The organism is Neorhizobium sp. S3-V5DH, assembly GCF_004343065.1.
GTDB classification, from domain to species: Bacteria; Pseudomonadota; Alphaproteobacteria; order Rhizobiales; family Rhizobiaceae; genus Neorhizobium; species Neorhizobium huautlense.
Genome location: NZ_SMCL01000031.1, coordinates 1 through 21,099 on the forward strand (window position 1 = coordinate 1; position 21,099 = coordinate 21,099).

17 protein-coding genes are annotated in these 21,099 nt (G+C 58.3%); 4 read left to right on the plus strand and 13 right to left on the minus strand.

Annotated elements, in window-relative coordinates; genetic code table 11:
* Window positions 1-235: 235 nt before the first annotated feature.
* Both EDE09_RS25940 and EDE09_RS25945 read right to left on the minus strand, forming a co-directional pair.
* Entirely contained in the window at window positions 236-499 is a 264-nt protein-coding gene (locus EDE09_RS25940) for a hypothetical protein (RefSeq protein ID WP_105370927.1), read from the minus strand.
* Between the two features lie 82 nt (window positions 500-581).
* Window positions 582-818, minus strand: coding sequence for a hypothetical protein (locus tag EDE09_RS25945; protein WP_105370926.1), 237 nt, complete (start codon window positions 816-818; stop codon window positions 582-584).
* A gap of 816 nt (window positions 819-1,634) precedes the next feature.
* Here EDE09_RS25945 and EDE09_RS25950 point away from each other — a divergent pair.
* Window positions 1,635-1,859, plus strand: a complete 225-nt coding sequence (locus EDE09_RS25950) for a hypothetical protein (RefSeq protein ID WP_105370925.1) — start codon at window positions 1,635-1,637, stop codon at window positions 1,857-1,859.
* Window positions 1,860-2,557: 698 nt separating this feature from the next.
* Here EDE09_RS25950 and EDE09_RS25955 read toward each other — a convergent pair.
* From EDE09_RS25955 to EDE09_RS25980, 6 genes are all read right to left on the minus strand, one after another.
* Entirely contained in the window at window positions 2,558-3,274 is a 717-nt protein-coding gene (locus tag EDE09_RS25955) for a ThiF family adenylyltransferase (protein WP_157948993.1), read from the minus strand.
* 64 nt (window positions 3,275-3,338) lie between these two features.
* Window positions 3,339-4,784, minus strand: a complete 1,446-nt coding sequence (locus tag EDE09_RS25960) for a hypothetical protein (RefSeq protein ID WP_132413312.1) — start codon at window positions 4,782-4,784, stop codon at window positions 3,339-3,341.
* A gap of 267 nt (window positions 4,785-5,051) precedes the next feature.
* Window positions 5,052-6,746: a S8 family serine peptidase gene (locus EDE09_RS25965; RefSeq protein WP_105371050.1), complete on the minus strand. Its 1,695-nt coding sequence runs from the start codon at window positions 6,744-6,746 to the stop codon at window positions 5,052-5,054.
* 34 nt (window positions 6,747-6,780) lie between these two features.
* A complete protein-coding gene (locus EDE09_RS25970) occupies window positions 6,781-7,806 on the minus strand; it encodes a phosphatase PAP2 family protein (RefSeq protein WP_105370921.1) in 1,026 nt (341 codons plus the stop codon).
* A 43-nt stretch (window positions 7,807-7,849) separates the two neighbouring features.
* Window positions 7,850-9,631 (minus strand): SARP family transcriptional regulator, encoded by a 1,782-nt coding sequence (locus tag EDE09_RS25975; protein WP_165924270.1) that lies wholly within the window; start codon window positions 9,629-9,631, stop codon window positions 7,850-7,852.
* Between the two features lie 254 nt (window positions 9,632-9,885).
* Window positions 9,886-10,536, minus strand: coding sequence for a GntR family transcriptional regulator (locus tag EDE09_RS25980; RefSeq protein ID WP_105370920.1), 651 nt, complete (start codon window positions 10,534-10,536; stop codon window positions 9,886-9,888).
* Between the two features lie 158 nt (window positions 10,537-10,694).
* Between EDE09_RS25980 and EDE09_RS25985 the strand changes: the two genes are divergently transcribed.
* The 3 genes from EDE09_RS25985 (at window position 10,695) to EDE09_RS25995 (ending at window position 15,074) form a co-directional block, all read left to right on the plus strand.
* Window positions 10,695-12,119, plus strand: coding sequence for a malonyl-CoA decarboxylase (locus EDE09_RS25985; RefSeq protein WP_105370919.1), 1,425 nt, complete (start codon window positions 10,695-10,697; stop codon window positions 12,117-12,119).
* Window positions 12,116-13,630, plus strand: coding sequence for a malonyl-CoA synthase (locus EDE09_RS25990; protein WP_132413314.1), 1,515 nt, complete (start codon window positions 12,116-12,118; stop codon window positions 13,628-13,630). The genes EDE09_RS25985 and EDE09_RS25990 overlap by 4 nt, the downstream gene beginning before the upstream one ends.
* A gap of 97 nt (window positions 13,631-13,727) precedes the next feature.
* Window positions 13,728-15,074 carry an SLC13 family permease gene (locus EDE09_RS25995; RefSeq protein WP_105370917.1) on the plus strand — a complete coding sequence of 449 codons (1,347 nt, stop codon included), beginning with the start codon at window positions 13,728-13,730 and terminating at the stop codon, window positions 15,072-15,074.
* Between the two features lie 213 nt (window positions 15,075-15,287).
* Here EDE09_RS25995 and EDE09_RS26000 read toward each other — a convergent pair whose 3' ends face one another.
* The 5 genes from EDE09_RS26000 to EDE09_RS26020 all read right to left on the minus strand — a co-directional run bounded on the left by EDE09_RS26000 (window position 15,288) and on the right by EDE09_RS26020 (window position 20,996).
* The gene (locus EDE09_RS26000) at window positions 15,288-16,118 is read right to left on the minus strand and encodes a carbohydrate ABC transporter permease (RefSeq protein ID WP_105370916.1); all 831 of its coding nucleotides are present in this window, start codon (window positions 16,116-16,118) and stop codon (window positions 15,288-15,290) included.
* Complete coding sequence (locus tag EDE09_RS26005; RefSeq protein WP_112797025.1) at window positions 16,115-16,993, minus strand: sugar ABC transporter permease; 879 nt, start codon at window positions 16,991-16,993, stop codon at window positions 16,115-16,117. Before EDE09_RS26005 ends, EDE09_RS26000 begins: the two co-directional genes overlap by 4 nt.
* Before the next feature lie 67 nt (window positions 16,994-17,060).
* Window positions 17,061-18,329: an extracellular solute-binding protein gene (locus EDE09_RS26010; RefSeq protein ID WP_105370914.1), complete on the minus strand. Its 1,269-nt coding sequence runs from the start codon at window positions 18,327-18,329 to the stop codon at window positions 17,061-17,063.
* Window positions 18,330-18,403: 74 nt separating this feature from the next.
* Complete coding sequence (locus tag EDE09_RS26015) at window positions 18,404-19,474, minus strand: ABC transporter ATP-binding protein (protein ID WP_105370913.1); 1,071 nt, start codon at window positions 19,472-19,474, stop codon at window positions 18,404-18,406.
* Window positions 19,475-19,484: 10 nt separating this feature from the next.
* Entirely contained in the window at window positions 19,485-20,996 is a 1,512-nt protein-coding gene (locus EDE09_RS26020; protein ID WP_132413316.1) for an alpha-N-arabinofuranosidase, read from the minus strand.
* Between the last annotated feature and the right edge of the window lie 103 nt (window positions 20,997-21,099).

Genomic DNA, 21,099 nt, shown 5'->3' on the forward strand with positions numbered 1-21,099 from the left:
TTCGTTGCCCGCTCGCCCTGGTCGGCATCGCCTCATATCCGGTTCTTGTTCATCGACCCGCAGTTTCGATCCACGCTTCCTCCCCACGCTCGGTCGCCCTCACGCAGTTGCGCTTCTCTTCGCTTGCTGTGACCAGCTCACGGTGGGACTTGCACCCACAAGAATGCGCCCATGCTGGGCGCACAACGGAAAGAGCGCCGGGAGGTCCCGGCGCTCGATTTCAATCTCTTTGCGATTAATGGGGACGAGCTGCGCCGTCGTAATAGTCACCGCTGTCGATCATCGGAGATGCCGGCTGATCGAGACCCGGAGCCTTCTTCAACGGCGGATAGCCGTAACGGGTAACGGAGGGGATGCCCAGCGAATCCGTCGTGACAGTCAGATAGTCGCGGTCGCGAGAGGCGCCCTCATAATACTCGCCCTCCTGCGCAAAGGCACCGCCTGCAACGGTGGATGCCAAGAGAGTGGCGAAGATGGTGGAGATGACAGAGTTTTTCATGATAGTCGTTCCTTTTTCTGATCGGTTCCTGGTGCGACCCAACCGATCGATGTCTTGAATGAACTGTTTGAATTTTCGGGGTTTAGTTCTGTTCGTCGCCGGCAAACCGGTTGTCACGACGAGTCGGGGTGCGGACCCGCGTCACCTCCCGTGTGACATCCGCTTTTGTCTCGGCTCCGGCGACACTCACCTGGGCGGCGAACGAAACCTCGTCTGCAGTCGTCAACCGGTGGCCATCATAGGCAAGTACATGTCCGGCAAACGAGGCCATGCAGGCCGCGGCGACGAGGAAGGCGATCTTTTCTATAGGCACAGTCATTTTTCACTCCATTGTTTGGCGAAACCCGCTTCTGCGGACGTCGTGTTTGATTTTGAGTCGGGCGAACAACAGTCGCCGTCATCAATTTCCCGAATGACTGGAGGATCTCCTCTCGGCCCGTTGAACGGTCTTGCCGAAGCTCTCTGTGAGCTCTTCATCGTTCGGAGACGAAAGTAGGCATGAGGACCCGCCTCACCGGCATCAAGCTCTTACGGAGCACTGATACCCCCGCCGATGGAGCGGTTGCCACCGGGGCGGCCAAAGCCAGCCAACCGGACTATGTTCTCTCACCGTCTTTCGTGAGGGGAATTTCTCTCAAATCCGTCATCGCCCCGCCAAAACGGCGTTAAACTTCCGTAAAAAATGGAGGTAATAAGAAAAAACCCTGGAAAGAATGTGATAGAGTATAATTTTGAGCGTCACTGAACCAGAAGCGTCATTCCTGCAACCGATAACAACGCAACGGAATTTTGCCGCACGAATTGCTTTTCCACGAGATCCACAATACTAAGCAAAAGTATAAATGCTAATCATCTTTTCTTCAAATCGTTCAGCTGAGTTTTCGGTGCTTGAGGCCTGACGAATTCGAAACAAATCAGCCGCTTGATACCAAGTCGGACGACGCCTCAACGCCAACTGAAAGCTCAGCCCTGAGTCGAAAGGGGCTGCCGGACGCGGTTCCAAACGCTGACGGGTAGGCCGATGTCCCTGCGAACCGGTCAGATTCCTTCCCGGCAGGCATGCTTCACGAACCTGCCCCATCGACCTGAAGCAAGATCCTAGGCGGGATTGGCTTACAAGCGAGGCATTGATCCTATGGAATGGTTCATCTTCGATAGATCCGAGCCGAAAATTCCACAACCCGGCTTGCCGTTAAATGTCGTAGGGAACCGCACGATCGATGCGATGTTCTTCATCTGGAGGATGATGAACATGAACCGCCTACGGCACAATCGTCACGACTGGCTTTTATACATTGGCCTAAACGTCGCCCTCGCCTCGCTGATCGCGATGGCCATGTGGTATTCGCCAAGTTTCTAATAAGGTAGCCACAATGGCCAAGAACGCAATCATTGGCGTGCTCGTGGTGCTCATAGTGGCCTTGATTGCCGCCTTTCTTATGAGAGGACCAAGCACGCCCTCCGATGAGACGCCGCCGCCGGCGACCGCACCTAACACAGGGTAACACTCCCTAACCAGTCCCCGTGCTGGCGCGGATGTTTCGAGAAAGGAGCTTGACTTCCGCGTCCTGTGCAAAACGGAGACATGTTAACCCATCGTTAAACTTGAAATGGCGATTGTCCACGCGTCAATTAGTGTGGAGTTTGACATGCGCGGGCAAAACGCTGGATTGCTCTTCCTTATTCCGATTATCGCGTTGCTCTTCTTTGGCATCTCTGTGGCGCTGGACCGTCTTGAAACGGTTGATCCGACGATAACGGGGGCAATAAAACTGATTCCTTCACCGATCACACCCAGTCCGTAGATTGGATTTCATTACAATTGTCGGCTTACTCCGTTTCCGGCTGTCGAACGACGCTTTCGCCTGAACGCTGCGCCTGCTCCTTCGCATCGCTTCCCGATCTCATGCCGGCCATGAAATATGTGCATGGAGGGACGAGTGATATCTGCGCGAAACTGCGTTTGGCATACATCGTCTATAGAACCGGGTTGAGTAACGTCAGCGTCACTGGACTACGCAGAGCGCGATTTCGGGTAGTCCTAAGGAGAGAGGGGCTTCATGGGTGACACACCTTGCAATCAGGGCTCTTGGCAACGGCATGAAGCGAAGCGCTACCCACAGCGGGATTAAAGAGCCAGCGATGGCCGCGCAATGAACTGCGGTGGGTAAGACGCTCGATGGCGATCTGGGAAACCGCAAAACAGGCAATCAGAGCATTATCGGCCGGCGACGGCCGGCCTACGACGCCCGTGTCGATCGGTGCCTGCAGCGTCGCACAACAGAAAGGGCAGGCATCATCCGGCTGCGCCACCAGCGGGCCGGCGACACAAATAGAACCGTTCTGGCCGACATGCAGGTAAGGTGGAGGCACCGGGGCCGCCGCGTGATATTCGGCAAGAAATCGGGGGGCCAGAGAAACACTATCCTCTGCAAGTATCAGAAATGGTTTACGCGTACGGGCCAGAATGAGCCGGGCGGCCTCCGCCCCGTCGGCGAACCGGGTCATGATTGCAACTACCGCAGAAAAGCGGGAGGCGAGATAAGTCGCCAACCTGTCGCTCTTCAATTGACCGATATCTCGTGTCGTTGCCCAGCTCAGTCGTTGCAGATTGCTCTCTTCGATGCGGTCCCCGTCCACCAGGAAAAAATGGCGAGCCCCGAGCGCCGCAAGCTGGGAAGCGATCTGGGAACCGAGGCTTCCGCATCCGACAATGACGAAATCCGTGTCGTGAACGGCATCAAAGAGATCCGCATGATACTCAAAGGCTTTCATCATCATTCACCTTGCTTGATCCAGTCACAGATTGCTGAAAATTCACAGGAACCGCGCTTGCCCATCACGCGTGCTCCATCGGGATCGGACTTGGCGTCTCCGCCGGCGGGGCAACTCGAATGTCGTGCCAATCGGGAGGCCGACTGGCGGCCTTGCGGATCATGTGGAGGCGGCCATCGTACCAGAGACTGAGCCCTTCGCCGGTGCTCTGCAGCATTGGACGGCCCATTCTCGGATCGATGGGCTGCTCGCCCCGCAGAAGCGCCTGCCCAAGGTCCCAGGCCTGACGATCCACGACACACAGACGCTGGGCATAATAGGCCTGGCGCCGAGCCGCCGGCTCGCATTCGAGGAGCCGGTCGACAAGCGCCAAGACCCCGGCGCCCCAGGAAGGAATGACGGCGATGTCCCGGAGGTCGAGAAGGACATCGCCGCCCAGACGCTCGATCCCCTCACGGGCGATATCGATGAGCGGAATTAGACGGGCAGCATACGCAATAACAAATGCAGCTTCCCGTGCACGGTGCTCAGGCGGTGCTCTGAAAGGCAAGCATGCGATGCGAACGGCGCACTCCCAGGGAACGGCGTAGGCCATGTGCAGGATGCTTTCGAGCGTCTGTAGGCTGTGGGTGTATGGCGATACGTACCGGAGTTCGGCGGGCAGCGATGACACCGCCGCGCTCGTGTATAACTGCAGCAGGACATGGCCCACTTCGCGCAGAAGTTCTGCTGCAGTTGCCGGATAATCTTCGGCGTCCAACCTTTCCTGTGACAGAACTACGACGGCACTTGCCGGCAGATCCTCCGAGCTGGAGAACGAGTTGGTAGCGCCATGCCTGGTTCCGATGTAGAGCGTATGAAGACCCGCAGTCAGCCGTTGATAGCCTGCGGGATCGACGGCCGATATAAAGGCGATTGCCTTCTCGAGATGATCGGCGATCCGCTCCCGGTCACGGTCGCTCATCCGGGCATATTCGAGGTCGGGGCCGATTGGCAGACCAGCGATGCGCTTTTGCATCATTCGGCTTGCTGCCAGACTAGCGGCCGGAACAAGACCGATACCGCAGGTCAGCCGCCGAACCGGATGGCGTTCGAGCGCAAGGTCCTCGGCCAATAGATGAGGCTGCAGGTTATGATCCACGACCTCGGAACTGGCACCGTCGACATACCTTTCCAGCCCCCGCTGAAGCTCATCCATCCAGGCAGTCAGAGCGGGAGATCGGTAGGGGTCGCTTCGCACGGGCAGGAACGCTGAAAAGGGCAGGAACGTTTCGGCATCACGGTATCCGCCATCCGCCAGGCCAGGGAAATAACCGGCCAACGCCTCCACCCTCTCGCCGCAATCTGGCAGTTCGGATGCGGCAGCAAGAATTCGGGCATAACGAGGCAACAGCTTCAGCATATTGCCAGCTGCGGCGGCGTTCACGGAACTGGACTTTGCAAAGAGCGGATTGCGCCGGAGCAAGGCCCTGGCCTGATCCGCCAACTGCTCGATCTGATAAGCAGACATCTTAGTTCTCCTCATCCCTCAGGCTTCAAGTCTCATCATGAGACCCGTCATTTCGGGAAGAATGGTTGCTCCGGAACGGCCGTACCTGCGGCCAATCCGGTTCAAAAACCACCGATCTCGTCTTGTCTTTCGTTGAGAGGAGCTTCTTGTGGACCCGTCATCGGCACGCCAGTACCGCGTGAAACTTCCGTTAAAAGAGGGCCGCGACTAAAAAAAGACCCCCTTTTTTAGGGGGCCTCAACTTCGTGAAACTCATCGAGAACTACGTCACGGCGTCAACACGGCGGCGACAGCCGCCCGAACATCGGGCAGGCCGAACCCGAAGAAATAGCTCATATCGAGAGCATCTTCGCCGTCGGCATTCATGCAGTCGGCAGTCAACACGCGTACTCCCGGTGCTACTGCCGCATCCAGCCGGGACGTAGTTTGAAGGATGGACTTTACTGCTGGGCCAGAGAGCCGCGCCTCGCTGTCATTTTGGCTCTTATATGCCCTTTGGATCAATGCGCAGATGCCTCCCACCTCCGCAGAGGCTCCGGACGTGCCGCCGAACGTGGTATAGTAACCTCCACCGATGCCGGGATTGGCCCCGAACGGCACGATGGAGGACCATGGGTCAGCACCCCGGTTGTAACCGAATGCGCCGGGCAGATCGGTCGTCAGCAGGGAGAAATGGGAATAGTGATATTCCCGAAGCCCAAATGCTTCGTAATCATGTTGCGCAGCGAAAGGAGACAATCGATCGACGCGCAACTGGTGACGGTTGAAGACCTCGCCGTCGTCGGATGGCGAAACGACCGTAAGCCCCTCTCCGTAATTGCTGTATCCTGACCGATAACCCTCGACCGTAACGGCGCCGACCGCGATGATCCCGTTGTCATCGGCAGCCAGATTGGCCGGGTAGATTAGCTGGCTTTCGCCACTGTTTCCCGCCGCGCAAACGATCGGAATATGCTGGCTGATGGCAACAATGAGCTGCTTGAGGACATGCCACGCTCTATCAGGATTTGACCCCTTCTGCGGGGCTTTGGGTTCCAGCTCAAAGCTGCCCTGTTCCGCAAAGGAGATACGGGCAAACAAATCCGCGGCAATCTGGTTTTTCCAGCGTTCAAGATCGGCTTTCAACTCGTTCTTTGGAATGACTCGGCTGCGCTTCGGATCCGGCAAGCCCCGTGGCAGGACGATTACATCGACGTGCTGGTGATAGGCGTAGAGAAATGCAGCAATGAATTGCTGAACATCATCCTCAAAAGACGTCCTGATCGAGATCAGCCGCGAGAAGGGATCAACACCGAAATAGGGAATAACGTTGCGATTGGCACTCGGACATGGCGTACTGCCGTCACCATAGAATGCGCTCTCCGGAGGCTCCGGCGGCTCTCCCTCTCCCGCGACCACGGCCGGTTCGCCGACGATCAGGCCGGCACAGCAGGTGCCATGGGAGGCAAAAACGGACTCCGGATGGAACAGCCGGCGGACGACGCCCTGCGAGGCGGCATATTCCGCGACAATGTCGTCAAGATATTCCCGATCATCGTTGGACAAACCGAGATTTCCCAAAGGAGTGATGTCGAGCCCGGCGAAGAAGGCTTGCTTTTCCTCCCGATCGAAGGAGGTGGTCGCATCGAGGATTTCGGCAAAGCGTGAACCATAACGATGGCTCGTAAGGTCGATCGAGGCTTCGCGATCAAGCCGGGTCGCCAAATTCGGATGGTCTGGCGATACCCCTACATCGATCAGCGCAACCCGGGCCGGATGGATGGGGCCGGCAGCCGCGATTGTATCCCAGACATTTCCTCCGATCTCCGGATCATGGACCTCGAGTGCGGCAGTCTCGTCTTCGGCCGGCGGCGCGACCGGTGGCGAGCCGTAATCCGCATCGATGACGCCCAGGGCCGTCAGATGCCAGAGATAGTAATAGTTCATTGGTGCGGTTTGCGGCGCTTGCATGTCGGCTAGCATCATGACCTTCGTTCTCCCAAGAATTAAATCTGCCTTAAACCCACTCGTCATGGACGGCCTGGAAAAGCGGCCCAAACGCATCGTGGAGGTAGGGGGCGAAACGGCGGGCCAGATCCCGGCCAGCTTGCGTGTCGCTTGGATAATGGAGGCCTGCCCACTCGCGATTTTCAGCGACATTCTGGGCAATGCGGGCGAGTTCGTCCGTTGCAGGATGTTCGGGCAGTATCGTCGAGAAGGCGAATACGATCGAAAAACACTGGAAGGCATGGTTGCTGGGGTAGGACTCGTGCACCGGCACGGGCAGGAGCGGCCGCAACAGGGATTCGAACTGGTTCGGGCGAAGCCTGTTGAACTGGCTCTTGTAAAGTAGCCCAACATATTCGCAGGCGGTCAAGATCGCCTGAAACAATCCCTCGGTCTGTTCAAAACCGCCAACCTCTTCGATATACAGGGCGCGGGTGAATTCCGATACGGAAATGGTCGCCTCAGCCTGGATGTCGGGCAATCGCCTCGCCCGCTCACGGTCGCGCCGCTGCATGGAGAGCAGCACCGCTGCTTCCAACCGGGTGTAATCCGGGCCGGGTGGTGGTGCAATGTCGAGCATTTCCCAGGTAAAGCGTCGCGCGGCAGTGAAGGCGTTGCGCGACGGCTGCTGATGCAATCGACGCAATTCGAAGGCCGGAATAAGTTGCGACATGCCGAGACTTGCGCCGTCCATCGTCGACTTGTTTTTGTTTTTGTTCTTATTCTTGTTTTTATTCTTGTTCTTGTTCAGGCTGGCCTTGTTGAGGACCGACTTGTTCGCGACGCTACTGAGGACCGACGCCGCTGCCACCATTGCCTCCATCATCAACGGGGGCTCATCTATGGGATTATCGTCTTCAGGGGAAAATGCCGAGGCAGGAGAAACCGGGGGCGATGGCTGCTCCACCGGGTCAGGAACCACCTCAACAGCTCTCGGCTCACAAGGAAGAACCGCATCCGGTTCGACTTTAAATTTATAACAGTTCATAAATTCCACAATCTTAGATTGTGGATCAAAAGTTGCTTCTCCGACCATGCCCCCTACCTCCTGAAATGAGATCATCCTGAATGTGTTGGTCTCAACGAATTCGGGCGCCGGCCTTGATCAGGCCGTCGAGCAGCAGCTTTCCGCCGCCTGTATCGAGCAGAGGATAACCTGTGCCGCGAAACGACGTTATGGAAAACCCGTTCTCAACCTTATCGAGCCGTTCCACATATCGCCGAGCGACCTCCAAATTGCCGACGTGAGCGTGGCTGGAGGCGAGATAGCGCAACAGGCTATTGAAGTTCGGCCGGGAATGCAGCGCATCCTCGCCGGCCGCTATCGCCGCCATATGATCACCCGCCAGCCCGGCGCTGATGGATTTCGTCGTGTCGAAGTAATATTTATGAGGGCTGTAGACGCCGAGCTCCTGAACCCACCGCGCCATTGCGCTCGCCTTTTCCGGCTGCCCCGCATAGCAATGCAGCATGGCATAGAGGTCCCACCCCATCGGCAGGGCCGGGTTCAGGCGGATCGACTTCTCGAACAGTCCGGCTGCATAATCGTATTCCCGGAACAGGAAGGAATGGACATGCCCGACCAGTGCCAGGGAGACGGAATTGTTCGGATCGAGTTCCAGAGCCTTTCGAGCATAGGCCTGCGCCTCTTCGATCAGATGCGCGTCCAGCGCACTGAACCGCTGACCCACCTGGAAGGTGCGGATGAAGGACAACCAGGCAAAAGCAGACGCTCGCGGTTGATATTGAACCTGTTCCTGCAGCCGCATTTCCGCTTTTTCAAGATCGCCTCTGGAAAGCCGGAAGATCGCGTTGACCGCATCGATGAACAGGCCATCTCTGGTCATGCGACCGTCAATAGCGCTCATCTCCTGAAACAGTGACAGCTGGTCAACCGCCTGGCTGATCAATGCAGCAGCGATCCCGTATTCGGCCCGTTCCATCTGGGTGCGTCCGATCATACGGCTGCCTAGCCAAATGATCCTGTTGTCAAGCAGGTGCTTGATTGCCAGCTCCACGAACACCATACTGCCATCGAATGTCAGCCGTAGTTGAAGGCACAGCGGAAGGCCCATCTTTCGGTCCGGCTGACCAAGCTGCGGATCGAACGACAGATCGGTAATGCCAAGCCCCAATCCATCGAAGATCGCCTTGGCGAGCAGGTTCTGAAATTGCAATGCCGCGATCTGCCCGCCATCTCCGGCGCCGATGACGATGGGCGGCTGAAGCGCGACCGTCCACTGAAGGTTATCCGGCGAAGGCGGTATGTCCGGATCGTTGCTTGAAGCCGCCAGGGGAATATTCGGCGTGCGCTGGTCAGGCAGGCCCGTCATAGGCAATAGCGCTGACTGGGTGCTGACGTCGCGGCGAGGTTGCTGCCGTGGTTCGAAGACGTCGTCGACGCGACCTTCCTCAATTCGCCGATACCAGTTCTGTCTCTCGACCGTCAGCCAATCTTCGAATTCGGGATCACGGATATCCATGCCCTCAAGCAGTTCATCGGTGATCTGATCCGCCATGCGCTCGCTGCGAAGCATCTCGTCGGTGTCGAGCGCGATGCGGTCCATGTCCAGCCACACGGTATTCTTGTCCGCGATGATGAGATCACGCGCCGAACCCAACGCTTTATGAATATCCAGCAGGGCCTGCCTCAGGCTCGCAGCCGCCTGATCCTCCGACCGGTCGCTCCACAATTTGTCTCTCAACCAGACCCGCGAACGAGATCCCCGCGCAGACAGCGCAAGCATTGCCAGAATTGCCTGAGCTTTTTGAGACTTGGGCGTGGCGGATTTGCCTTTGCCGTCGACGAGACTAAAAGGGCCGAGCAGGTACATCCGGAACACTGCATGTTTTTCATCCATGCGATCCATCGGTCCAACTCGTGTTGTGCCCCTCTCGATGATCTCATCGAACGCAGGCTGCCCGTCCGACAGACAGTCTGACACAAAAGCGGCCCTTGACAAGAGCGCTACAGGCGTACTTACGATTCGGCAGCGCATGCCAGCGTTGTGGCCATCGACGAATTGAAGCATGGAAAGCATCCCCGGGAACGAGCAACTCTCCCCTAGCGCACCGCTGTCAAAGCAGCGTCAAACCAACGTCAAAAAATCCCCGCTCATCTTGTTGCCATGCTGGCGACGAGATCGCTGAACCTTTCGCCCTGGATGCCGACATGCGCCCTGAGCAAGCTCCGGGCCTGCTCCACGTCTCCGGCGAAGATCGCCGCAACAATTGCGCTATGCTCTGAAAACGAGGTTGGCAGTCGGTTGCGCACCCGCAGCTGAAGCCGCCGGTAAGGGCGCAGCCGACGGTGCAACTGCGTGCATTGCTCCTCCAGGAATTCGCTGCGGCTTGCCGCGTAGATCGCCTTGTGGAACTCCTCGTTGTCGTAATAATAGCCATCGCTGTCGCCGGCTCCGGCCGAAAGCTCGCAGCGCTTATGCGCAGCCGTGATTGCGGCACGGGACTCCTCGTTCAGCCGGCGGGCGGCCAGCGAGCCAGCCAGACCCTCCAGCTCCGCCATCACTTCGAACATTTCATAGATACGGTGAGGTCCTGGATCGATGACGACGGCGCCGCGTCTTGGACGGATATCCACGAGGCCAATTGCGTTGAGCTGCATCAGTGCCTCGCGCACTGGTGTCCGCGACACGCCAAACCGTTTGGCAAGCATCGTCTCGTCCAGCCGCTCTCCCGGCCCGAACTCATTGGAAAGGATAGCATTTTCGATTTCGTCCCGTAGCCAACGCCCAACATTTTCGGACATTCACTCCCCCTCCCATAATGCAAAATTCCATGTCTTGTATGCAAGATGCTTGACATTGCACACACATTACATCAATTTAAATACCACAACATCAATGAGACTGAAATTGGGAATGCTGACGGATGGACAGGCGTCCATTGCGGGCGGAGGAGCACAGCATGTCCGGGACCTCTCTCTTTAGTGATATGCTGCAGGGCATTACCGAGCGCGGCCGCAAACTTCTGTTTTCCGGACCGCGCGCGCCGGACGCGGTCGTCGAAGCCGATCTCGAGGCCCTTTGCGAGATGCTGCTGTCCAGTCGTGGCGAAGCATCAGGCATGGCCATCGCCGCGGAGATTCTCGACCGCTGGAGCCGCTTCGACAGTATGGAAACTGAGCAGTTCCTGCAGATGCTTTCCGACAAGTTCGGGGCTGACACCGCTCAGCTCGACAAAGCCGTCGAGAGATATCGGAGCGACAAGAGCCCTTCGGCGATCTTTGCTCTCCACAATGCGGCCGAGCCGCGGCGGCAGGAGCTTCTGCGCCGTCTGAATCTGGCGCCGAACGGTACAGAGAAACTTGTCCGGATGCGTGAACAGCTCCTGAGGCTCAAAGACCGGCGGGAAGACCTGCGCGCCATCGATACGGATTTCGCTCATCTGTTCGGATCCTGGTTCAATCGCGGCTTCCTCACGCTAAACCCCATCGACTGGTCGACGCCGGCGCACATCCTGGAAAAAATCATCAAATACGAGGCAGTGCACGAGATCGGCAGCTGGGAAGAACTGCGACGCCGCCTTGCGCCCCCCGATCGGCGCTGCTTCGCTTTCTTCCATCCCCGGCTGGCGGATGAGCCGCTCGTCTTTGTTGAAGTCGCCCTTACCCGGTCCGTGCCGAGCACGATCGCAGACGTCTTGGACGAAGGACGGGAGCACATCCTTCCCAATGAAGCGACGACGGCTGTCTTCTATTCGATTTCCAACTGCCAGGGCGGCCTTCGCGGAATATCGTTTGGCAACTTTCTCATCAAGCAGGTCGTCGAAGACCTGCGCAAAGACCTGCCCGGCCTCAAAAATTTCGTCACGCTGTCGCCCGTTCCCGGCCTCGCGTCGTGGATATCCAAAGCACGCAGCGACCAAGCCGATCCCTTGCTGACGGAAGAGGAGCGCAGGGTGCTGGCGCTGTTGGACGACCCGGCCTGGGCAAATGACGCCGGCACGGCAAGTGAGATCGAGCGCGTGCTGCTTCCGCTCGCCGCGCACTATTTTCTCGTCGAACGCACGCCGGAGGGCCGCCCGGTCGATCCGGTTGCCCGTTTCCACCTCGGCAACGGTGCTCGCCTTGAAAGGCTGAATTTCCTTGGCGATCGATCGGCGAAGGCGATGCGCCAGGCGCACGGACTGATGGTTAACTACCTCTACAAGCTCGAGGATATCGAGGCCAATCACGAAGCTCTTGCGCAACGCGGCGAAGTGACCGCATCACAAGCCGTCAAGAATATGCTCCGCCGGGAGCGGGAATACCGTCGCGGCGGCAGGAATGAGCAGACCCCGAGCGCCTTCGCACAAGGCGTGAATGCCAAGATCGGAGGAGGACGCATATGAGCAACCATCTATTCGACGCCATCCGGGCAGCCGCGCGGGGAGACTCGCCGTTTATCCTGACCAACGGTGGTCGGACCTGGACCTATGACGAGGCGCTCGCCCTTTCGGGCCGCATTGCCGGCGCAATCGATACGCTCGGCATTCGGCCGGGAGATCGGGTCGCCGTTCAGGTCGACAAAAGTACCGAAGCGCTGATCCTGTATCTCGCCTGCGTGCGCAGCGGCACGATCTATCTGCCGCTCAACACAGCCTATACGCTGGCCGAACTCGACTATTTCTTCGGCGACGCCGAACCCAGGCTGGTTGTCGTTTCTTCGGTCATGCGCGAGAGCGTCGAGAAGATCGCCAAGCCTCACGGCGCGATCGTTGAAACCCTCAATGCCGACGGCACCGGCTCGCTTCTCGATCTTGCAAAGGAGGAACGCGACGACTTCGTCGACGCCTCGCGCACGGCCGACGATCTGGCGGCGATCCTCTATACCTCGGGAACGACAGGGCGGTCCAAGGGAGCAATGCTGACCCACGACAACCTGCTCTCAAATGCCCTCACCTTGCGCGATTGCTGGCGCGTCACCGCCGAAGACCGGTTGATCCATGCCTTGCCTATCTTCCATACGCATGGGCTGTTCGTCGCGACCAACGTCACGCTGCTCGCCGGCGCCTCAATGTTCCTGTTGCCGAAATTCGACCCGGACGAGATCCTCTCGCTGATGCCGAAAGCAACGATGATGATGGGCGTGCCGACATTTTACGTGCGCCTCCTACAGAACTCGCACCTCGACCGGGAGGCAGTCGCGAATATGCGGCTGTTCATTTCCGGCTCGGCTCCGCTGCTCGCCGAAACGCATATTGAGTTCAAGAACCGTACTGGTCATGCAATCCTTGAGCGCTATGGCATGACCGAAACCAACATGAACACTTCCAATCCCTATGATGGAGAACGGATTGCCGGAACCGTCGGCTTTCCCCTTCCCGGCGTGACGGTGCGGGTCACCGATCCGGCGACCGGCACCGTGCTTGCCCGGGAAGAAACCGGCATGATCGAAATCAAGGGGCCAAACGTTTTCAAAGGCTACTGGCGGATGCCCGAGAAAACCGCCGCGGAATTCACGTCCGACGGTTTCTTCATCAGCGGCGACCTCGGCAAGATCGACGGCCAAGGCTACGTCCACATCGTCGGCCGCAGCAAGGATCTGGTGATCTCAGGCGGATACAATATCTATCCCAAAGAGGTTGAAGGTGAGATCGACCAGCTCGAAGGAGTCGCCGAGAGTGCCGTGATCGGCGTTCCTCACCCTGATTTTGGTGAAGGCGTCACCGCCATCGTCGTCTGCAAGCCCAATGCGGCGCTGGATGAAAAGGCGATCCTCGGCGCGCTCCAGGACCGCCTCGCCCGATACAAGCAGCCGAAACGCATCATCTTCGCCGATGACCTGCCGCGCAACACGATGGGTAAGGTCCAGAAGAACGTCCTACGGCAGAAATACGCCGACCTTTACGCAACGACGTAATCCAACCCATGCGCTCTCCGGGAGGGAAGCGCCGGGTTTTGCAATCCTGAAAAGAACGTTAGCTGCCGACGCTGGAGGCGTCGCAGGGAGGGGAACTATGAGCATCGAAATCCTATCAATATTGCTCCTTGTGGCCATGTTTGTCATCGCGACGATCCAGCCGATCAACATGGGAGCGCTTGCGTTCGCCTGCACTTTTGTGCTTGGCTCCCTGATTATCGGCATGAAGACCAGCGACATTTTCGCGGGCTTTCCGAGCGATCTCTTCCTGACGCTGGTCGCCGTCACCTATCTCTTCGCCATCGCGCAGATCAACGGCACCATCGACTGGCTCGTCGAATGCGCCGTTCGCATGGTGCGCGGTCACGTCGCCTGGATTCCATGGGTAATGTTCGTCGTTGCCGCCATCATCACCGGTTTCGGTGCGCTCGGGCCTGCGGCCGTGGCGATCCTCGCTCCCGTGGCGTTGAGCTTTGCCGTGCAGTACCGCATCCACCCGGTCATGATGGGGCTGATGGTCATCCATGGCGCCCAGGCCGGCGGCTTCTCGCCGATCAGTGTTTATGGCGGCATTACCAACCAGATCGTGGCCAAGGCCGGCCTGCCCTTTGCGCCGACGTCGCTGTTCCTCTCCAGCTTCTTTTTCAACCTTGCGATCGCGGTGCTCGTCTTCTTCGTCTTCGGCGGTGCGCGGATCATGAAACAGGCTGCGGGGCCTACCGGGCCTCTGCCTGAATTACACCCCGAAGGCGTATCGGCCGCCATCAGGGGTCATGGGGGCACGCCGGCAAAGCCGATCAGGGAGCATGCCTACGGGACGGCGGCCGACACCCTTCAGACATTGCGTCTAACTCCGGAAAAGGTCTTTACCCTGATCGGCCTGACGGCCCTCGGGATCGGTGCCCTGGTCTTCAAGTTCAATGTCGGACTGGTCGCAATCACGGTTGCCGTAGCGCTCGCTCTCATCTCGCCGAAAACCCAGAAGGCGGCGGTCGACAAGGTGAGCTGGTCGACCGTACTTCTGATCGCCGGCATCATCACTTACGTCGGCGTCCTGGAGAAAGCGGGAACCGTCAACTATGTCGCCAATGGCATATCCAGCCTCGGCATGCCGCTCCTGGTCGCGCTGCTGCTCTGCTTCACCGGAGCCATCGTCTCCGCCTTCGCCTCGTCGACTGCACTGCTCGGCGCCATCATCCCTCTTGCTGTTCCGTTCCTCCTGCAAGGCCATATCAGCGCCGTTGGCGTGGTCGCAGCGATCGCGATTTCGACGACTATCGTCGACACCAGTCCGTTTTCCACCAACGGCGCCCTTGTCGTTGCCAACGCACCGGACGAAACCCGCGAACAGGTATTGCGGCAATTGCTAATCTACAGCGCGCTGATCGCCATCATCGGGCCGGTGGTAGCGTGGCTGGTCTTCGTCGTGCCTGGCCTCGTCTGACGAAAGGACGGTTGCTCCACGCGGGACGGGTTTCTGCTTGGATTGTTTGCCAATTACCCGCAAGGGCCGCCGGAATTGCCGGCGGCTCGATCAATTGCATTCTTCCGTAACACGATGACCCGTCCGATGGGTCAAACAATCTTTTGGTGACCGGCGTTCCATGACGTGTCAGCCGTTGCAGATCGCATGGCCGTGCCGGATCGCCGCTTGCTTCTAGCCCTTAACGCCGGATGAGATCATGACCGCCTCGGTCACTCTTTTCTGGAATATCAGGTACGCGACTGCGACGGGCATGGCGCCCAGCAGCGCAACCGACATCAGGCGGGCATAGTACACACCGAATGCGTCGTTGACCTGCGTGATCCCGACAGGGATCGTCATCATGTTCTCCGTCGTTACCGCAAGGAACGGCCAGAGAAACTGGTTCCATGCCATGATGAAGGTGATGATTGCGAGCGCGGTCGTGATGCCCCAGTTGAGCGGCAGATAGATCTTGAAGAGGAGCGTGTAGTCTCCGCCTCCGTCGAGAACCACCGCCTCGCGCATTTCCTTCGGCACCGCATCGAAAAATTGCTTGTAGACGATGATCACCACCGGAACGATGAGTTGCGGCAGAATGATGCCGGCCCAGGTGTTGATAAGCCCCAGGTCGTTCATCAGGATAAATTGGGTCACCACCAGTGCTTGAGAAGGGACCATGAAACTCGCAAGCACAATACCGTAGAGGAGCCGGCGACCGGGGAAACGCAGTTGCGAGATCGCGTAGGCGCACATCATGCCCGTCACTATGACGGTCACGGTTATGATCATCGCCGTGGCGATGGAATTGAGGTACCAGTTGAGGATGTTCGAATTCCAGAGGATGTCGGCATAGGCGCCGAGATTGAACTCGTCCGGAATCACCCCGGCATCATTGGAAACCACCCGTTCCTCGGTGCGGATCGAGGTAATGAAGGCCCAGTAGAGCGGGAAGATCCAGAGGGCGGCGGCCAGGAAGGTACCCGTCGTCAGCACAGCGTTCTCGACCTTGCGAATGGTTTTCATCGGCGTCCTCCGGCCCGCAAAAGCTGAAACTGCAGCACGGAAAGAACTGCGATAACCACGAACAGAATAAGCGCGATAGCCGAGGCATAACCGCCATGATTGAGCTGGAAGGCCTCGCGATAGACCATCAGCAGCAGCACGTAAGAGGAATTGAACGGCCCGCCGCTGCTGAGAAGGTAGACCTGATCAAATATCTTGAGCTGCAGGATGAGTTGCAAAGTGAGGACCAGGGCGGTGACCGGCCAGAGCAGGGGCCATGTCACTCTGGCGAATAGCTGCCACCGCGTCGCGCCATCGAGTTGCGCCGCTTCATAATAATCCTTCGGGATATTTCGCAGGCCGGCAATGAACAGCAGGATGTTGAAGCCGTTCGTCCACCAGATCGTGACGAGCGCCACCATCGGCATGACCCAATAGGGATTTTTGAAGACGGGGACCGGCTTGCCGTAGAAGAACGATATCACAGGCTGCAGGACCCCGAACTGGAAATCCAGCATCCAGGTCCAGATCTGCGTCACGACAGAGACCGGAAGGATATAGGGCAGAAAGAAGACGGCCAGCGCGAGCGCCTGCAAGGGGCCGCGCAGGCGCGTGATCATGAGCGCGATGCTGAGCGCCAGTGCCGTCGTCGGAATGACTGTCAGCAGGATGAAGTAACCGTTGTTCCTCAGCGACGTGAAGAACAGCTTGTCGGTCAGCAGCCTTTTGAAATTGTCGAGCCCGATCCATGTCCCGGATCCGATCAGCGGCGAATTGGTCAAGCTGAGCTCGACGAGGCGGATAGCAGGATAAAGAAAGACCAGCACAAAGATAAACACAAAGGGTGCTACCAAAGAAGCTGCGACCGCCACCTCCCTGCGCCGGTTTGTGAGCATTGCCACGTCTGAACCCTCCTCAAAGAACAGAGGGCCGCGCCTCAAGGACGCAGCCGCTCTCATTCCCTCACTTCAGTGCATTTGCAAGGTCCGCTTTGACCTGCTCGGCGGCGGCCAGCGGTTCGGCATAACCGTGAATGGCGGGCGATATGACGTTAATCGCGGCGTCATAGGCTGGCGAAGCCACGCCCGCGATCGGTGAGCGCGGATCGTAAGATGCGGTATCCGCCAGCGCCGAGTAGGTGGCGTTCGGCTCCATCTTCTTGAACTGGTCGCTCTCTGCGACCGACTTGTAGGCCGGGATGTGACCTGCATCGGCCCAGGCGATGGCGTTCTTTTCCATCCAGCCGATGACAGTCATGACCGCCTTGCGCTTCTCAGGCGACATGCGGTTGTTCTTCGGAAGGGCAAAGGCGTGTGAGTCGGCCCAGGTCGTCTGGGTTCCCATCAGCTTCGGAACCTGCACCGCACCCCATTCGAAGCCGAGCGTTCCCTTCTTTTTCAGGTCCACCATTGTCGGCACTTCCCACACGCCGTTCAGCATGAAGGCCGATTTGCCCGAGGTGAAGAGAGCGACGGAGGCCTCATAGGCAGCCTGTTCCGGTTGCCATCCATTGCTACCCCATTTGGTCATCACTTCGATGGCTTTCGCCGCCTTTTGCAAGTTCTCGCCGGGCAAGACCTCGTTGCCAGCGATCAGCTCGCCTCCCTGCTGGCGGAGCAAAGTATAAAAGACGCGGTAGGTACCTCCGTCGTCACCGGTTGCGTAGGTGACCGGTGCCTCTGCCCCCTTTTCCTTGGCGGTGGCCAATGCTTCTTCGAAATCCTTGAGGCTCTCGATGCCGGTAAGCTTTCCGTTTGCATCGAGGAAGCGCGAACCTTCGAGATAGGTCTTATTGTAATAGAGAACGATCGAATGGATGTCGAAAGGCACCGCATAAAGCTTGCCGTCATCGCCGCTCGCTGCCTTTACCGACGCATCGAAAAAATCATCCTTGCTCAAACCTGCGTTTTTGAGATCCTCGTCGGTGATCTCGTCCAGCACGCTCTCCTCAAGACCCAATGGCATGCGCGACAGATGATATGTCATTATGTCGGGTCCTTGGTTTACGGCAACGGCGGTTCGGACCTTGGTGTAATAGGGAATGCCCCACTCCAGCGTGGTGCCGGTTATCTTGATATCAGGATGTTCCTGGTTGAAGCGGCTGATCAGCGCCTTCATCCGCACTCCGTCGCCGCCACTCAAGAAGTCCCACCAGGTGATGTTCTCCTGAGCGAAAGCCGGCATCGCCATCAACGCGATAGCACCCGCCGCAAACAGTCTTCTGTATCGCATACCAGTCTCCTCCACCGTTCATGCCGCCCGATCTCTTGATCGGCGGCGGTTGAAACCAACTCCACGTCGACCCGTCAGCGCAGCCGAACTCCGTCATCCCCGAAAACAAGCACCTCGCCGGCATCGGCCGTCAGCGAGATGGTCTTGCCGTCCAGGCTTGCTCGCCGACCGCGGGTTTCCACGATGACCTCCTTGCCGCCAAGCACCCGTGCATGAAGATAAGACACACCCCCAAGGTCCTCCTCCATCTCGACTGTCGCCTTGAAGCCGTCGCTCGAAATACGAAGATGCTCCGGCCTAAGCCCGATTTTCACCTGAACCCCCTCGCCCACGTTGGCGCGCACGTTTGCCAACAATTCCGTGTCCAGGCCGGTCAAACCGATCCTCAGCATCTCACCCTGGCGCCCGGACACCCGACCATCGAGGAAGTTCATCGCCGGAGAGCCGATAAAGCCGCCGACGAACTGGTTGTCGGGATCGTCATAGAGATCGAGAGGCCTCCCGGCCTGCTGGAGCCTGCCGCCTTTTAATACGAAGATCCGGTCGGCCAGCGTCATCGCTTCCACCTGATCGTGAGTCACGTAGATCATGGTGGCGCCAATCTGCTTGTGCAGCCTGGCAAGTTCGATGCGCATCTGCACGCGCAGCTCCGCATCGAGGTTGGACAGCGGTTCGTCGAACAGGAAGACCTTCGGCTGGCGCACGATGGCGCGGCCAATGGCAACGCGCTGGCGCTGTCCTCCCGAGAGCTCCGATGGGCGTTTCTTAAGATGCTCATCAAGATGCAGGATGCGAGCGGCTTCGTGCACCATCTCTGCCACGCGAGCCTTCGGAGTCTTCTTGAGCCGCAATGAGAATGCCATATTCTCAAAGACTGTCAGATGGGGGTAAAGCGCGTAGGACTGAAAGACCATCGCGACCTCACGTCTGGCAGGCTCGACGTCGGTTACATCGCGCCCCTCGATCGAAATCGAGCCTCCGGACGTATCCTCCAGGCCCGCGATCATCCGAAGCAGAGTCGATTTTCCGCAGCCGGACGGGCCAACGAAAACCGCAAAATCTCCCGTCGGAATCTCCATGTTGACATCATGGACGACCCCGACAGTCCCGAAACTCTTGCTGACATTCCGTAAGGTAACTCCCATGGCTTCCCCCTCAGCCGACCTTCAGGCGCAGCACATGGTAGGAAAGCGCCGCAAGCGAGCCCTTCACCTTCCCATCCTCGATACCGACGCCTGAACCTTTTTTCGGCACGACGTGATCCGGCTTGTCGGGACCGTTGGTGTCGTTGAGACCGTAACCCTCCATGACATGGTGTTCGACGAGCGTGAGGTTTCCAAATCCGGTGAGCCCGACATCGAGCTCGGCCTTCTCCGTGAGGTGACGGTTGACGATGAAAAGCGTAAGCAGGCCTTCGTCGCGATTATTTACGGCCGCGACGTCCAGATAGGCCACATCGTCCGCGACGCTGCAGTCGTAGGTCGGGCCATCGACCGCGACACGCAGTGCCTCGCCACGTCCGTAGATCGAAGCGAAGCGGTAGGGATGGTAGATCGTCTGGCGCCAGGCCGGCCCATTCTTTTCGGCACGGATGGGCGCGATAACATTGACGAGCTGGGCGATACAGGCAATGCGCACGCGGTCGGAGCGGCGGATGAACTCGTTCAACAGCCCGGCAACGAAGAGAGCGTCCTCGAAATTGTAGGTTTCTTCCAAGAGTGCCGGCGCTTCCGGCCAATCCCATGTCCGCCAACGATGGCTGTCCTCTTCGCGAATGTGATACCAGACGTTCCATTCGTCGAAGCAGATATGGACATCGTTCTTCGCGCGCTTCTTCGACTTCACATAATCGATCGTACCCGCGATCGTCTGGATGTAGCGGCCGGTCTCTTCGATCTTGCCGAAATAGTTGAGCGTGTCCTTGCTGTTGTTGCCGAAATATTTGTGGAGCGAGATGTAGTCCACGTTCTCGTAGCATTCTTCGAGAACCTCGCGCTCCCATTCCGGATAGGTGGGCATGCCATCGTTCGAGCTGCCACACACGATTGCTTCGATCGAGCTGTCGAAGCTCTTGAAGGCTTTCGCCGTTTCATTGGCAAGCCGTCCGTATTCGACCGCCACCTTGTGGCCAACCTGCCAGGGACCATCCATCTCGTTTCCGAGGCACCACATTTTAACGTTGTGGCTATCGTTCTTGCCATGCGAGCGACGCAGATCGCTCCAGGCCGTCCCGGAGGGGAAGTTGACGTATTCCAGGAAATTACGGGCATCGTCGAGGCCGCGGGAACCAAGATTGACCGCCAGCATCATCTCGATGCCGGCCATCTGCGCCCAGTCGGCGAACTCGTTGATGCCGATCTGGTTTGTCTCTTTCGAGCGCCAGGCGAGGTCGAGCCGGACCGGGCGTTGCTCTCGCGGCCCGATGCCATCCTCCCATCGATAGGCCGACACGAAATTACCGCCGGGATAGCGTATTGCCGGGATATTTAGATCCCGTACGAAGGCCAGTACGTCCTTGCGGAAGCCGCGCTCGTCCGCTTGGGGATGACCAGGCTCATAGATACCACCGTAGATCGCACGACCCATATGCTCGATGAAGGCGGAGTAAAGCCGCTCATCGATGTGGCTGATCTTGAAATCCCGATGAACCGCTACCCGTACCTTCATGCCGACTGCTCCGTATCTGCAACCACGATATAGATCGTATTTTCAGATATAGTTTCGAGCCGGCACGGGAATGTCAATGGCAAGAATGTGCTGCACCGCAAAA

What these genes read in the sequence shown, in the direction of transcription:
- EDE09_RS25940 (WP_105370927.1), bottom strand. Translation starts at nt 499, where the DNA reads ATGAAAAACTCTGTCATCTCCACCATCTTCGCCACTCTCTTGGCATCC.
- EDE09_RS25945 (WP_105370926.1), bottom strand. Translation starts at nt 818, where the DNA reads ATGACTGTGCCTATAGAAAAGATCGCCTTCCTCGTCGCCGCGGCCTGC.
- EDE09_RS25950 (WP_105370925.1), top strand. Translation starts at nt 1,635, where the DNA reads ATGGAATGGTTCATCTTCGATAGATCCGAGCCGAAAATTCCACAACCC.
- EDE09_RS25955 (WP_157948993.1), bottom strand. Translation starts at nt 3,274, where the DNA reads ATGAAAGCCTTTGAGTATCATGCGGATCTCTTTGATGCCGTTCACGAC.
- EDE09_RS25960 (WP_132413312.1), bottom strand. Translation starts at nt 4,784, where the DNA reads ATGTCTGCTTATCAGATCGAGCAGTTGGCGGATCAGGCCAGGGCCTTG.
- EDE09_RS25965 (WP_105371050.1), bottom strand. Translation starts at nt 6,746, where the DNA reads ATGCTAGCCGACATGCAAGCGCCGCAAACCGCACCAATGAACTATTAC.
- EDE09_RS25970 (WP_105370921.1), bottom strand. Translation starts at nt 7,806, where the DNA reads ATGGTCGGAGAAGCAACTTTTGATCCACAATCTAAGATTGTGGAATTT.
- EDE09_RS25975 (WP_165924270.1), bottom strand. Translation starts at nt 9,631, where the DNA reads ATGGATGAAAAACATGCAGTGTTCCGGATGTACCTGCTCGGCCCTTTT.
- EDE09_RS25980 (WP_105370920.1), bottom strand. Translation starts at nt 10,536, where the DNA reads ATGTCCGAAAATGTTGGGCGTTGGCTACGGGACGAAATCGAAAATGCT.
- EDE09_RS25985 (WP_105370919.1), top strand. Translation starts at nt 10,695, where the DNA reads ATGTCCGGGACCTCTCTCTTTAGTGATATGCTGCAGGGCATTACCGAG.
- EDE09_RS25990 (WP_132413314.1), top strand. Translation starts at nt 12,116, where the DNA reads ATGAGCAACCATCTATTCGACGCCATCCGGGCAGCCGCGCGGGGAGAC.
- EDE09_RS25995 (WP_105370917.1), top strand. Translation starts at nt 13,728, where the DNA reads ATGAGCATCGAAATCCTATCAATATTGCTCCTTGTGGCCATGTTTGTC.
- EDE09_RS26000 (WP_105370916.1), bottom strand. Translation starts at nt 16,118, where the DNA reads ATGAAAACCATTCGCAAGGTCGAGAACGCTGTGCTGACGACGGGTACC.
- EDE09_RS26005 (WP_112797025.1), bottom strand. Translation starts at nt 16,993, where the DNA reads ATGCTCACAAACCGGCGCAGGGAGGTGGCGGTCGCAGCTTCTTTGGTA.
- EDE09_RS26010 (WP_105370914.1), bottom strand. Translation starts at nt 18,329, where the DNA reads ATGCGATACAGAAGACTGTTTGCGGCGGGTGCTATCGCGTTGATGGCG.
- EDE09_RS26015 (WP_105370913.1), bottom strand. Translation starts at nt 19,474, where the DNA reads ATGGGAGTTACCTTACGGAATGTCAGCAAGAGTTTCGGGACTGTCGGG.
- EDE09_RS26020 (WP_132413316.1), bottom strand. Translation starts at nt 20,996, where the DNA reads ATGAAGGTACGGGTAGCGGTTCATCGGGATTTCAAGATCAGCCACATC.